Below are 14,522 nucleotides of genomic sequence, written 5' to 3'. Positions count from 1 at the left end.
TTTCTGTTTTATACTGTGAGCCATTTGGCTGATAGTTTTTGCAGTGCTTCGTAAGCCGAGAGCACTGTCTCCATCTGCGCCGTATGGCCGCGAATGAAATCTTCACCGTAAATGGTTTCGTCCGGATATTCGGTGATCAGCGTCAGCGGTACCGTATGACGGTCATCAATACCGATCAGACAAGGGAAACCGTTGATGATGCGGAAGCCGGTTTCGCCTGCGTGTTTTTCAAACAAGGCGATCTGCGCATTGTTGTAATCCACCAGACCATCAATGGCCGAGAGATGGCGGGTAACGTGGTCAACCAGCTCTTCTGATTGCTGCGCCCATTCGGAGTGATGACGGACGATGAGGAAGAAGCCTTTCGGCAATGTCCACATGCCAAAGCCGCGCGGAATATAGCCGGAGAGCGGGCGCGTCCATTCATGGGACGGATAGCCGTGCAGATTCACGTGAAGCTTGGCGCCGGTCAGCGCTTCAGCCTGTGTGCGGATGGCTTTTTCGCCAAGTCCCCCCTTGGGCTTCTCGCCACACCGATATTCCAGATCATCGCCCATAGCGGTGTAACGCGCCGCATGGTGCATATGCTTCGGATTATCAGCACAGAGGCGGCGATGCAGCTCATAGCCGTCAGGATTTTCCTGCGGGGAAATGGTGAAATGCGCACCCTTACGGGATTTCAGCTCATGCGCTGCACGCAATGCACCAACCACGCCGGTGGTTTCATTGGCATGCTGACCGCCGCTGATAATCATCGGCTCATCTGTGCCTTTGATATAGCGGCCAAGAACGCTGCGACCGGAGCGGGATTGGGCGCTGAATGCCTCGCCACCGATGTGCTCCAGTTCCTGTGCGATCTGTGCTGCAAACAGTGGAGCCTGTGCGGTGGCAAGTGTCTGGCTTTCGCCGGTACTGTCTTGTGTAGATAGAGCGCGGGCAGAGATGCGGATCGACGGTGCAGCATCTGCGTAAGTGATTTCCGGCACAATCTGCCCCGGCTGCAAACCGCGGTCACCGAGAGGGCGGCCGGATTTCTTTTGAAACACTTCCAGCAGTGCAAAGTAGAAATCTTCGTGCAGGGCTTCGGTCAGGCTGATGGATTCTTCCGCATAGGCTAGCTTCTGATCTTTGATTGGTAGCGAGACAGCAATATTCAGCTCTTCAAAATATGGCTCTGTATCGCCCCATGCGTGATTGGCTATAGCTGCGATGCCCGCATGAAACAGCTGTTCAAGATCGGTCTCAAAGTGCTCGGATGTGGTTTCACCCTGATGTGTGACTTTCAACCAACCGGTAGGCGACAACAGTGTTTCACCAATGGCATCCTGATGGGTGCGGTTGGGCGCGAAAACCTCGTGCTGCGTGACGGTGCCGTTGTTGTCTGTCAGCGTTACCTGATAGGTGAAATCCTGTTTGCCGGATGGCTTGAACTCGATTTCCGCATCACCGGTCAATTTGGTCAGCGGATAGGTTTCCAGCAGAAAACGGTTAGCTGCGCAGGCCTCATGGGCAGGATAGGCGATGCTGATCTGTTTGAGAGTGTTGCAATCAACATCTTCAAGAAAGAACTGCACCAGTGGCTTATAGGCACTATGCAGTTTGGCTTTAACGCCAAGTGCCTGCAATTTTGCTTCCGCTGCCTTGCGGTTTGGCTGATCATCGAACAGCCAAGCTTCTACCGTTGCGTCTTTCATCGATGGATCGGAAAAACGGGCAACCAGCTTGTCGATGCTGCGCTCAAAGCTTTTTTCAAAGATCATGCTCATCGGGAGGTTCTCCCAGTCGGATCAAGGCTGTCACGCAGCCAGTCACCCAGAAGATTGAGACCAAGCACTGTCAGCAAGATTGCCAGACCCGGGAAGACGCTGACCCACCATGCGGTTTGCAGGTAAGTACGGCCATCGGCCAGCATCCCGCCCCAGCTTGGAATGGTCGGATCAACACCAAGCCCCAAGAACGTCAGGCTGGATTCCAGCAAAATATTATTGGCAACATTCAGTGTCATCAGCACGATTACCGGTCCAAGCAGGTTCGGCAGCAGATGCTGGAAAATAATGCGCCAGTCTTTGACACCGATGGCACGGGCGGAGAGGATGAATTCACGCTCACGCAGCGCCAGTACCGAACCGCGTACCAGACGGGCATATTGTACCCATTGAGAAACGATCAGCAGGATGATGGTATTCATCAGGCCGCCGCCGACAATGGCGATAAAGGTAATGGCCAGCAGAATGAAAGGCAGCGCCAGCTGCACATCGGCAAAGCGCATCACCACCATGTCCCAGAAGCCGCGATAGTAACCGGCAACCAGTCCCATAATGACACCGATAACCACGGCACCGGCAACGGAAACAAAGCCGACCAGCAGCGAGATTTTACCGCCGGTGATAACGCGTGCCAGCACATCACGACCGAGCGGATCGGTGCCGAAAATATGGGACATATTGGTGAATGGTGGCGTGAGACGCGCCATCAGATCAATCTTTTCCCCGCCATCAGGAAACAGCAGGCCGGAGAACAGGACAGCCAAACAGATAATGGCTGTCAGGCCAACACCGAGAATGAATTCAAGGCTGAACAGGCGGGAGAACAGCAGGGAAGAGGATGTTTTCGCGGCCATTTTCTACTCCGTCCGGATGCGTGGATCGACAAGGCCATAGGCAATATCGACCAGAAGATTGACACCGATAATCATAAGCGACAGCACGGTGATACTTGCCTGCAGAACCGGATAATCACGACCGGAAACCGCATCGAAAGCCAGTGTGCCCATGCCTGGCCAGTTGAACACGCGTTCAACAACCACGATGCCGCCGAGCAAGCCGCCGAATTGCAGGCCGAAATAGGTAATCAGCGGAATGGCGCAATTGCGCAGTGCATGTTTGTACAGCACTTTGTTTTCGCTTAAGCCTTTGGCCCGTGCCACCATAATATATTGGGACTGCAGGGTCTCTAGCATCGAAGTGCGCACCAGACGCACATTGGTGGCCGTGAGGATAATCCCCATTGTCACAGCAGGCATGATGAAACTTGCAAAGCCATCCATACCGCTTGGCGGTAGCCATTGCAGGCCGACAGCAAACAGCAATACCAGCATGGTTGCGAGCCAGAAGTTCGGGAAGGACAGACCGACAAGCGACAGGATGCGGATCAGCTGATCTGCCCATTTGCCGCGCGATACCGCAGCTTTAATGCCGAGCGGGATCGAAATAATGATCGATACGGCCATGGATGCAAAAGCCAGCAGTAAGGTTGCAGGCAGAGCATCTTTAATCAGCAGGGAGACCGGAGTGCCGCCAAGAAAGCTGCGTCCGAAATCCAGCGTGAACAGGCCTTTGATGAAATTCATATATTGCACGATGAAAGGCTGGTTTAAGCCCAAACCTTCGCGGATGCGCTCCAGATCGGCCTCGGTCACGCTGCCCGCACCTTGAGTGAGCATCAGCGCCGGATCACCGGTCATACGGATTGCGAAAGCGACGGTCAAAGTCACGACAATGACGACAAAGATCGCCTGTAAAATTCGTTTGATCAGAAACCCGGCCAAAATTCTTATCCTTTATAAGATCAAGGAAATCCCGCGCCGGTGAAAGAACCAGCGCGGTTTAGTCTGTTCATTAGTCAACGCTGACTTCGGTGAGGCGCAGACGGCTGTCTGGAGCCGGTACGAAATCTTTCACGCGCTTGTTGATGCCGTAGATCGCTTTGAGATTGTAAAGCGGCATTTCCAATGCGCGGTCGGCTGCGTATTTCGCAATTTTCTTGAGGATTTCTTCACGCTTGGCACGATCGGTAATGGCGCGCTGGGATTCCAGCAGCTCATTCATTTTCGCATCATTGTCATACGGGTTCCACTTTTCACCGGCGTGATACATGGAATAAGCGGTGTTATCGTAATCGAATGTCCAGCCGCCCCATGATTGCTGGAACATCGCGCCGGTTTTGCCCTGTGGAATGATGTCATTCAGCAATACGTTGGTTTCATATGGCTTGATCGTTGCATTGATACCGATGATCTGCAGATAGCTGGAAACCGCCTGCACAACTTCGTTGAAAGTTGCGTCATTACCGCGAATGTCGATCTGTACGGCTGCACCCGGTTTAACACCGGCTTCTGCCAGAAGCTTCTTCGCGCCTTCCGGGTCGTATGGCAGCGGCTTCATATCCGCGTCATAACCGAAAGACAGAGCACCCTGAAGGCTGGCAATTGGCTCAGCCTGACCACCGAGAATGGATTTGATGATGGTATCGCGGTCAACGCCAAGGATCAGCGCCTTACGCACGCGTTCATCAGCAGTGATGCCGGTACGGGTATTATAGCGCAGCGAATAAACAGTCGGACCGGCAGTGGTAACAATCGCCAGCTTAGGATCAGCTTCAATGGTCGAGATCATGCCGATCGGAATTGTCGGCGGGATTACCAGATCAACGCGGCCTGCCTGCAATTCTGCAACGGCGGTCGATGGTTCGGTGATGAAGCGGTATTCAAGTTCAGACAGCTTTGGTGCGCCGCCCCAATGGTCAGCAAAAGCTTCCATCTGAATGCCGACTTTTGGCTTGTAGCTGATGACTTTGAAAGGGCCGGTGCCAACAGGATTGGCGTTGAAGAAATCATCGCCTTTTTCCTGAATATATTTTGGCGGCACGATCATCGCGCCGTAACCGGCGAGCTTGGTCATGAGAACCGGATCGGTCGCTTTCAGGTGGAAATCGACAGTTTTGTCGTCGATGACTTCGATTTTTTCAATCGCAATATAGTTGGAGCGCTGCGGGCCTTTGGCACCTTCATCACCGAGCAGACGCTCAAAGGTGAATTTGACGGCTTCAGCATTGAAAGGCTCGCCATTGTGGAATTTTACATTCTCACGCAGGTTGAAGCGGATGCGCTTGCCTTCGTCCAGCTCTTCCCATGAGGTGGCGAGTGCCGGTACGATTTTCAGGTCAGGGCCGCGATAGACCAGACCGTCATAAATATTGGTGGCAACGGATGCCCAGTTGACCAGAAATGTGTCAATCGGATCCCAGCTGCCCGGATCCTGCGGCGAGGATACGGTCATTTTACCGGCAGCGAATGCCGGTGCTGATGACAGTGCAACAGCAGACAATGCTGTGCCAACAGTCAGCGCTGTGAATAATGCTTTAAGTTTCATAATCTCGACTCCCCTTTTGTAAACAATGAAACAGATGTTAGATCTTATGCGCTGCGGGCTATGAAATGCCCTTTGGCGATTTCTTCATGCTGCCAGATCTGCGGCTTGTCCTCGATCCGGCGTGTGGTGCTAGGAATTTCGCCTTCCAGCATTGCGCGGTTGGTACGCGCCAGCGGATCGGCGACAGGAACAGCAGAGAGCAGGCGGCGTGTATAATCATGGGACGGTGTTTCAAACACCTGACGGCGCGAGCCGAGTTCCATGATCTGGCCGAGATAAAGCACAGCCACGCGGTGGCTCATCTTTTCAACCACAGCCATGTCGTGGCTGATGAAGAGATAAGCGAGGCCGTGTTCTTTCTGCAAATCCATAAACAGATTGATGATCTGCGCCTGAATGGACACATCAAGTGCGGACAATGCCTCATCGGCGATAATCAGCTTCGGATTGGAAGCAAGGGCACGGGCAATACACACACGCTGACGCTGACCGCCGGAAAACTCATGCGGATAACGACCGGCAACGGCGGAACTCAAGCCCACGCGTTCCAGCAATTCATCAACACGCTTGGTAATTGCGGCTTCGTCAAGAATAAGACCGTGGGTGCGGATAGGTTCGGCAATCGAGAAGCGAACCGTTTTACGCGGATCGAGCGAGGCAAACGGGTCCTGAAAAATATACTGCACTTCCTGACGCATACGGAAGCGCTCTGCTGCACTCATTTCCGAGAAGGCTTTGCCGTTAAAGCGCATATCGCCGGAGAGCGGGTTCTGCAATTGCTGAATTGTGCGGCCGATGGTGGATTTTCCTGAGCCGGATTCACCAACCAGTGCCAGAGTTTCGCCCGGATGAATATCGAAGCTGACCTGCGATACCGCATTGCACACATGGGTCGTGCGGCCGAACAGGTTCTTCTTGATATTAAAACGCACAGAAAGATCGCGCACCGACAACAGCGGTGGCTGATCCAGACGGGCAGTGTCCTGAATGCGGGTTTCACCGACCAGAACCGGTTTGTTATCTTCCAGAATTGTGACCGGCATGCGCTTCGGGAAATCTTCACCAGCCATGCTGCCGAGTTTCGGCACGGCTGACAAAAGGGTCTGTGTATAAGGATGCTGCGGATTGGCGAAAATATCGCTGACCGCGCCTTCTTCTACCTTTTTACCCTTCCACATGACCACTACATCATCGGCCATTTCCGCGACAACGCCCATATCATGGGTGATGAAGATCACGGCCATTTCCAGTTCTTTCTGGAGATCGCGGATAATATGCAGAATCTGCGCCTGAATAGTCACATCGAGGGCTGTGGTCGGCTCATCGGCAATCAGCAGTTTCGGACGACAGGCCAGTGCCATTGCAATCATCACACGCTGGCGCATGCCGCCGGAAAGCTGATGCGGGAAACGGCTGAGCATGCCCTGTGCATCCGGCAGACGCACCATTTCAAGCAGGCGCTGGCCTTCTTTCAATGCTGCCTTTTTGCCTAGTTTTTCATGCAGCATCAGCACTTCGGCAATCTGGTCGCCAATGGTGAAAACCGGATTGAGCGAGGTCATCGGCTCCTGAAAGATCATGGCAATTTCTTTGCCGCGAATGCTGCGCATAGTCTTCTGTTCAGCTTCGAGCAGGTTCATTTTGCCCTGCGAGCCGGTGAACAGGATTTTGCCTTCAGGGAATTTCGCACCCAGCATATCTGCCAGACGCATCACCGACAGAGAGGTGATGGATTTACCGGAGCCGGACTCGCCGACAATCGCCGTTGTGCGGCCGGAACGAACGGAAAAGCTCAGTCCGTCCACCACGCGGGCGGTGCCGAACTCTACCGAGAGATCTGTGACTTCCAGAAGTGGCTGGGTTTCAGCTGATTGGTGAAGCTGCGCGTCGTTCACTCCGGTCATCCTTATAGTGTAATGGCAGAACGGGCTGCCTGATTAAATGCACCCGACATAAAGCGCAGCAGAGCTGCAACTTCCGACAGGGTTTCTTCCGAGGGGCGGGCATTGGCCGTGGAATCCACGAGCAGACGCTCGCGGATTTGCGCATAGCGCGCACAGGCCTCAGCGCCTTTATCGGTAATGCGGACTGTTTTTTCTTTTGCGGCTTTACCAGTTGTCAGAAGACCGGCATTTTCCAGCTTGCGCAGAGCGTAAGTCGCAATATGCGTGTCTTCAATATCCAGTACCAGACAAATATCAGCCAGCTTCTTCTCGCGGCCGCGATGGCGGATGGAATGCAGGATCAGAATTTCAATCGGGGAGAGACCCGGCAGCCCTGCGGCTGCCATGCAGCGTACCATCCAGCGGGAGAATGCATGGGACGCAAGAATCAAACCATATTCCACCTCTGACAGAGCGGTAGAACCGCCTTCGGCCAGATGGGCGGAAGAGACAATAGGGCCGATGGAAGGGACAGGGCGCAAATGCTTGGGCAGGCTGACTTCAGCCAGTACGGTTTCATCCGCGCTGTCTGTTACGTCACCTGTTGAAGGCGGCGATTTTTTCCTGCTCATATTGCCAGTCTCCCAATCCTGTGTATTTTATGTCACCATCTTATCGACATTTTGTCAATAAAATGAAACTATGTTTTCCAATAAACATTCAGCGTAACGGCATAAATTTTATGAGGGAGCCGATAATGAGCGCAGCGGCACAAGAGATTTCAGGGGCTTGGGACTTCTGGATTGATCGCGGTGGCACATTCACAGATGTTATCGGCCGTGACAGCCAAGGCAATCTTCATGCCCGCAAAGTGCTGTCAGAGAATCCTTCTGCCTATAAAGATGCTGCCGTTCAGGGTATCCGTCTGCATCTGGGGTTGAAAGCCGGTGAGCCGGTGCCAACCGGTGCAATCGGTGAAGTGCGCATGGGCACAACCGTTGCCACCAATGCGCTGCTTGAGCGCAAGGGCGAAAAGCTGGCGCTGGTCACCACCAAAGGTTTCCGCGATGCACTGCGTATCGGCTATCAGGAACGCAAGAATATTTTCGCAACTGAAATCATCAAGCCGGAAGCGCTTTATGACCGCGTTGTTGAGATTGATGAGCGCGTTTTGGCCGATGGCAGCACTGAATTGCCGCTTGATCTGGCTCAGGCAGAAGCCGCGCTGCGTGCCCTGAAAGCTGAGGGCTATAATGCCGTCGCTATCGTGTTTATGCATGCTTATAAATTCCCAGCACATGAAGCCGCCGTTGCCAAAATTGCCCGTGAGATTGGCATTGAGCAGGTCTCCGTCAGCCATGAAGTGTCGCCGCTGATTAAGCTGGTTGGCCGAGGTGATACGACGGTTGTTGATGCTTATTTGTCGCCGGTTTTGCGCCGTTATGTGGCGCAGGTTTCCCGCGAGCTGGACGTAGAGCGCACCGGTGCCCGCGTGATGTTCATGATGTCCTCCGGCGGCCTGACTGCTGCGGATATGTTTCAGGGGAAAGACGCGATTCTCTCCGGCCCTGCCGGTGGTGTGGTCGGACTTGCCCGTACCGGTGAAACAGCTGGTTTTGGTCAGGTTATCGGTTTTGACATGGGCGGCACATCGACAGATGTGGCGCATTTCGACGGCGAATATGAACGCGCTTTTGAAACTGAAGTGGCCGGTGTGCGTGTGCGTGCACCGATGATGCTGATTCATACGGTTGCTGCTGGCGGTGGTTCCATTCTGCATTTTGATGCCGGTCGTTTCCGCGTCGGCCCAGATTCTGCCGGTGCCAATCCGGGGCCTGCCTGCTACCGCAATGGTGGTCCGCTGGCCGTGACCGATGCCAATGTGATGCTCGGTAAATTGATTCCGGACTATTTCCCGTCGATTTTTGGTCCTGATCAGGACAAGCCGCTGGATGTTGAGCGTGTTCGCGCACTATTCACGCAGATGGCTGAAGAAATCGGCGATGACCGCACACCGGAAAGCGTGGCAGACGGGTTTATCCGTATTGCTGTTGCCAATATGGTGGAAGCGATCAAGAAAATTTCTGTCCAGCGTGGCTATGATGTGACCCGTTATGCACTGAGCTGCTTTGGTGGTGCTGGTGGTCAGCATGCTTGTCTGGTTGCCGATGCTCTGGGTATGAAGAACATTCTGTTGCACCCGATGTCCGGTCTGTTGTCTGCCTATGGTATGGGGCTGGCGGATATCCGTGCCACCCGCCAGAAGGCATTGGGCGTTAATCTGGATGCAGATGCGCCTGCAGAATTGCAGCGCCTTGGTGCGGAGCTGGCAACTGAGTGTGTAGCGGAACTGATCGCACAGGGCGTGGACGAGAAAGTCATCACTAAACATTTGCGCGCGCATATTCGCTATGCAGGCACCGATACTGTGCTCTCCATTGAGGCGACTTATCCGGCGGTTGATGCAGCTGCGCGTCTGCGTGAAGAGTTTGAAGCTGCCCATAAGCGCCGTTTCGGTTTCATCGCCGAGAATAAAGCACTGGTGATTGATGCCGTTGAGCTGGAAACTGTCGGCGGTGGTGCCGGTGAGGGCGAAGTGGCAGGCAGCATCGGTGAAGCATCCGAAGCGCAGGCTGATCGACAGGCACGTTTCTACTCACAAGGAGCATTCCATGATGCATCCGTTGTGGTGCGTGAGGTTATGCAGCGTGGCCAGACTGTTACCGGCCCTGCGATTATTATTGAGAAAAACCAGACCATTATTATTGAAGATGGCTGGCAGGCACGCCTCACCGAGCATGATCATGTCGTGCTGACCCGCATCAAAGCGCTGCCGAAACGCGTTGCAATCGGCACAGAAGCTGATCCGGTTATGCTGGAGATTTTCAACAATCTGTTCATGTCGATTGCGGAACAGATGGGCGTGACCCTGCAGAACACTGCCTATTCGGTGAATATTAAAGAACGCCTTGATTTCTCTTGCGCGGTCTTTGATGCTGCGGGCAATCTGGTTGCCAATGCACCGCATATGCCGGTGCATTTGGGGTCAATGGATGCGTCTGTTGCCACCGCAATCCGTGAAAATCCGGTGATTAAACCGGGTGACGTGTTCCTGATCAATGCGCCTTATAATGGCGGTACGCATCTGCCGGATCTGACCGTGTGTACGCCGGTCTTTGATGATACGCAGACCGAGATTCGTTTCTGGGTTGCCAGCCGTGGTCACCATGCCGACATCGGCGGTATTGCACCGGGTTCGATGTCACCTCTGGCGGTCAATATTGAGCAGGAAGGCGTCTATATCGACAATTTCAAGCTGGTCGATCAGGGGCAGTTCCGTGAAGAAGCGCTGGCTGATTTGCTCAATGGTGCCAAATATCCGGTGCGCAATCTCACCCAGAACGTTAATGATCTGAAAGCACAGATTGCCGCTAATGAAAAAGGCGTGGCTGAATTGCGCAAGATGATTGTGCATTTCGGTGAGGATGTTGTGAAAGCCTATATGGGGCATGTGCAGGATAATGCTGCCGAAAGCGTGCGCCGTGTGCTGGATCAATTGCCGGATGGTCAGTTCACTTATGAACTGGATCAGGGCAGCAAGATTGAAGTCAAAGTAACGATTGACCGCGTAAAGCGTGAAGCCACGGTTGATTTCACCGGCACCTCAGAACAGCGTCCTGATAATTTTAATGCTCCGCAGCCGGTAACCCGTGCCGCAGTGCTTTATGTCTTCCGCGTGCTGGTGGACGGCGATATTCCGATGAATGCGGGCTGTCTGCGTCCGATTAAAATCGTTGTGCCGGAAGGTTCGATGCTGTCCCCGCATTATCCTGCTGCTGTTGTGGCGGGCAATGTGGAAGTCAGTCAGGCTGTGACCAACTGCTTGTTTGGTGCAACCAAGGCTATGGCTGCGGCACAGGGCACGATGAACAATCTGACATTCGGCAATAATGAATATCAGTATTACGAAACCATTTGTTCCGGTGCACCGGCAGGGCCTGGTTTCAACGGTGCGGATGCGGTTCATACCCATATGACCAATTCACGCCTTACAGATCCGGAAATTCTGGAAACCCGTTTCCCTGTGATGCTGGAAGATTTCCATATTCGTGCAAATTCCGGTGGTCGCGGTAAGTGGACTGCGGGCAATGGTACACATCGTACCATCCGTGCTCTGGAAGAACTGGAATTTGCGATTCTCTCCGGTCATCGCCGCGTGCAGCCATTCGGCCTTGAAGGCGGTGAAGATGGTCAGCTGGGGCGCAATGAAGTACGTCGTCAGGATGGTTCTGTGGAAGTGCTGAAAGGCTGCGATCAGGTTGTGCTGAAAGCCGGTGAGGCTTTCACCATTATCACACCGACCGGTGGTGGTTACGGTAAGAACTGATCTTTGACATAAGTGTGAAATGAACAAAGCCCTTTGCCTGAAACGCAAAGGGCTTTGTTATAAATGCCACAGGTCAGTCAGAAAACTTATTATTTCACACGTTAATTCTGTTTTTACCATGTTGTTGTCATAGATGTGGGTTCTCAGGTTCCAGACTTGCTGAATGAAAAACGCAACCTCCCGCGTTCAGTAAATCAGAGAAGATAAATGAATGAAGTGATAGATCCCGTGACTGCTCTTAAGCCTGACTTAAGGACAGACATGATAGTTCGGGGTCAATTCCAATGAAGATTGAGCTATAAATGTCTGATTTTGCATTCTCCCGTCGTCATTTCTTGCTTGGAGCCAGCGCTCTAGCTTTGACGGGCTGTGTTTCCACCGGCGAAACCAAACGACCTTCGGCTGATCTTGCAGCCAATAAAATAAAGCCTGTGACTCCGCCGATGTATTATGCGGTGTGGGATGAGGGATATCAGATCCCTGAAGTTGATGTGTCGAAAATTCCTGAAAAATTCTGGCGTGCAGAAGTTGATTACATGACCGACGAGAAGCCGGGCACTGTTATCGTCGATACACCGAATAAATACCTCTACCATATCAAGCCTGGTGGTCGTGCGACCCGTTATGGCATCGGCGTCGGCAAAGATGGTTATGCCTGGTCCGGCCGCGCAAAAATTGCCTATAAGCGTAAATGGCCACGCTGGACACCGCCGGATGAAATGGTGGCGCGTAACCCTGCGCTCCAGCCTTACAGCATTGCCAATGGCGGCATGGGGCCTGGATTGCAAAATCCACTCGGTGCACGCGCGCATTACATTCATAAAGACGGCAGAGACACCATTTATCGCATTCACGGCTCGCCGGAATATTGGACAATCGGTAAATCCGTTTCCTCCGGTTGTATCCGCATGGTCAATCAGGATGTGATGCATCTTTACGATAACGTGCGTGACGGCAGTGATATTGTGGTTATTCCGGACTTGAACAAAACCGGACAGGCGCATTCGGTTATGGCCGGCGCATAAAATTCAGGAGTGGTTGATGCTCAGTCTGTGCATCAACCACTTCATCTCTCATGTTTCTGCTTATATTTTTATAAAGATATTTCTTATTTATCAGAGCGTACCGCTCTTTAACTTACCTATCTTGCCCATTAAGCGCGGTCATTTAACTGCGATATGAGACAGCAGTTTGCGACAGAACAAAATATCAACCTGAAATCATGATTATAATTCAGTATCAGCAGAATTTTTGTCATGCTAACTGAGGTTTTTAATCGTGGGGATAATCCATGCAACCGTTTGAGCTGGACGTGCGTCCGATATTGCGCGAAGGCGGTGAACCGTTTCCGCAGATTATGCAGGCCGTTGCCGGATTGCAGACAGGGCAGGCGCTGAAACTTCTGGCGACATTCCGGCCGGTACCGTTGTTTCAGGCCATGCAGAAAAAGGGCTTCTCCTATGAGGCCCGCGAGATCGGTGGCGGTGACTGGGAGGTCATTTTCTCTCCTGTCATCCCTGAGGAGGCAGCACAAAAGATACAGTCTGTCAGCCTGTCCGCTGAGACTGTTGCGCCGGAAATCTGGCCGGACCCGATGCATTATCTGGATTATTCTTTGCCCGATCAGTCGATCATGACGGAAGAAATCCTGCACTTGCTGGATAGGGTTGAGGAAGGCGCCGTGATTTTTGCGTTGTTTTCCGCCGAGCCACGTTTTCTGCTGCCGGAACTCGAAAAAGGTGGGCATCAATGGGTCGGAAATTTTGATGCGACCGGTGAGACATACCGCATGATGATCCGTTCAGGTGCCTGACAGCACCTGAACAGCACCGGTTTTATTCCCCTGATCTTAACCGGCGATCCTGCACCAGCATCGGGGCATATTCGATGACAAACAGTGCAAAAGCCGCGATCCATAACAGCGCCGATACGGCCAGAATTGTATGGAAGTAATTCAGAATAATTTCCGCAAATGGCCTGATGAGCGCTGAAGCAACCAGACAAATATAAGACAGGCTGGTTGTCAGGGATGCGTTGAGCGCATTGCCTGTATGGCCGCGTGTGGCGCGTCCCATCACGGCAAGCATCATTCCGCCGATGGCACCGACAGTGATAATATGCAGGGTGGAATAGGTGTTGAGAAGACCGGCGGCAGACAAAGCAATAGCGATAAATCCGGCCGGTATGAATGCATAGGCAATATGCAGGATGAGCAGCAGTTTCTCAGAATATGTTTGCCAACCGCGCCAGCGTATCAGTCGCGCACTATGCATAACGGCTGCAAGACAGGCGAGAAGCAGCGTGGCTACTGTATCCGGTGCGATAATCCAGCTTAAAAGCGTGACGGCACCTGCGATAAGGCAGGCTATACCATAACGGTTAAACGGCACTGGAAAACGGGGATTATTGTTGCGGTTGAGCCAGTTGCGGGTGAAACTCGGTACAATGCGGCCGCCGATAATCATGATCAGCATCATATAAGCGCTGACAGCGATGCGGCTGGCAAGTGCAATATCCCCGCCGGTAATAACCGTATAATGGAAGGTCAGATTGGCGATTGTGAGTGCGCCAAGTCCGATCAGAACTTTAAGGTCTTTCCACTTGTGACCGGCAATGATTTCACGGGCACAGATTGCCAGCAACAGAGGAAGAAACAGGCTTTCCAGAGCAATGGCCGCATAGAAATTGATCAGATCCGGATAGAGGAAGGCTAAGCGCCCTGCGAGCCAGACACCGGAAAGCACGATCAGCGGTGTTCCCGAAACCGGCAGGCTGCCGGTCCAGTTCGGTACCGCCGTTAACAAAAAACCGGCCAATACGGCAGAGCCGAAACCGAACAGCATTTCATGGGCATGCCAGTTGAGCGCATCATAAGAGCCGCCGAGAGGCATGCCGAGCGTCAGTGACAAAATCCATAACAACATGGCAAAAACTGCCCATATGCCCGCACCCAGAAAGAATGGTCTGAAACCATAACTGAAAATCACGGGGCCTGTCATTTTCAGACCACGGGGTACGGGCTTCCTTGTTTTGGCAGTTGTGCCTTTCAGGCTATGTGCATTATCAGGGACGCTCATTGATGCCTCCTTATTCCGCTACAGG

The 14,522-nt window shown here is 52.9% G+C and carries 10 protein-coding genes; 3 read left to right on the top strand and 7 right to left on the bottom strand.

Translation table 11 applies throughout. The features are described from left to right. Positions 1-8: 8 nt before the first annotated feature. The 6 genes from P8H26_RS11780 to P8H26_RS11755 form a co-directional block, all read right to left on the bottom strand. Complete coding sequence (locus P8H26_RS11780; RefSeq protein ID WP_289633213.1) at positions 9-1,766, bottom strand: M14 family metallopeptidase; 1,758 nt, start codon at positions 1,764-1,766, stop codon at positions 9-11. Continuing rightward, on the bottom strand, positions 1,763-2,620 hold the full coding sequence (locus P8H26_RS11775) for an ABC transporter permease (RefSeq protein WP_289633211.1): 858 nt from the start codon (positions 2,618-2,620) through the stop codon (positions 1,763-1,765). Before P8H26_RS11775 ends, P8H26_RS11780 begins: the two co-directional genes overlap by 4 nt. A 3-nt stretch (positions 2,621-2,623) precedes the next feature. Then, a complete protein-coding gene (locus tag P8H26_RS11770) occupies positions 2,624-3,547 on the bottom strand; it encodes an ABC transporter permease (protein WP_075657004.1) in 924 nt (307 codons plus the stop codon). Positions 3,548-3,617: 70 nt separating this feature from the next. Then, on the bottom strand, positions 3,618-5,150 hold the full coding sequence (locus P8H26_RS11765; protein WP_289633210.1) for an ABC transporter substrate-binding protein: 1,533 nt from the start codon (positions 5,148-5,150) through the stop codon (positions 3,618-3,620). 44 nt (positions 5,151-5,194) lie between these two features. After that, a complete protein-coding gene (locus P8H26_RS11760) occupies positions 5,195-7,045 on the bottom strand; it encodes an ABC transporter ATP-binding protein (protein WP_374708290.1) in 1,851 nt (616 codons plus the stop codon). A gap of 11 nt (positions 7,046-7,056) precedes the next feature. Next, positions 7,057-7,665, bottom strand: coding sequence for a winged helix DNA-binding protein (locus P8H26_RS11755; RefSeq protein ID WP_289633208.1), 609 nt, complete (start codon positions 7,663-7,665; stop codon positions 7,057-7,059). A 110-nt stretch (positions 7,666-7,775) separates the two neighbouring features. Here P8H26_RS11755 and P8H26_RS11750 point away from each other — a divergent pair, with 110 nt between their 5' ends. From P8H26_RS11750 to P8H26_RS11740, 3 genes are all read left to right on the top strand, one after another. After that, complete coding sequence (locus tag P8H26_RS11750) at positions 7,776-11,420, top strand: hydantoinase B/oxoprolinase family protein (protein ID WP_289633207.1); 3,645 nt, start codon at positions 7,776-7,778, stop codon at positions 11,418-11,420. A gap of 302 nt (positions 11,421-11,722) precedes the next feature. Further along, entirely contained in the window at positions 11,723-12,445 is a 723-nt protein-coding gene (locus P8H26_RS11745; protein WP_289633206.1) for a L,D-transpeptidase, read from the top strand. Between the two features lie 266 nt (positions 12,446-12,711). Then, complete coding sequence (locus P8H26_RS11740) at positions 12,712-13,233, top strand: DUF2249 domain-containing protein (protein WP_289633205.1); 522 nt, start codon at positions 12,712-12,714, stop codon at positions 13,231-13,233. A gap of 22 nt (positions 13,234-13,255) precedes the next feature. Here P8H26_RS11740 and P8H26_RS11735 read toward each other — a convergent pair whose 3' ends face one another. Then, complete coding sequence (locus P8H26_RS11735) at positions 13,256-14,497, bottom strand: NnrS family protein (protein WP_289633204.1); 1,242 nt, start codon at positions 14,495-14,497, stop codon at positions 13,256-13,258. Positions 14,498-14,522 lie beyond the last annotated feature (25 nt).

It is taken from the genome of Pseudochrobactrum sp. sp1633 (assembly GCF_030376605.1).
Taxonomy (GTDB): domain Bacteria; phylum Pseudomonadota; class Alphaproteobacteria; order Rhizobiales; family Rhizobiaceae; genus Pseudochrobactrum.
This window is presented reverse-complemented; position numbering and strand designations above follow the sequence as displayed.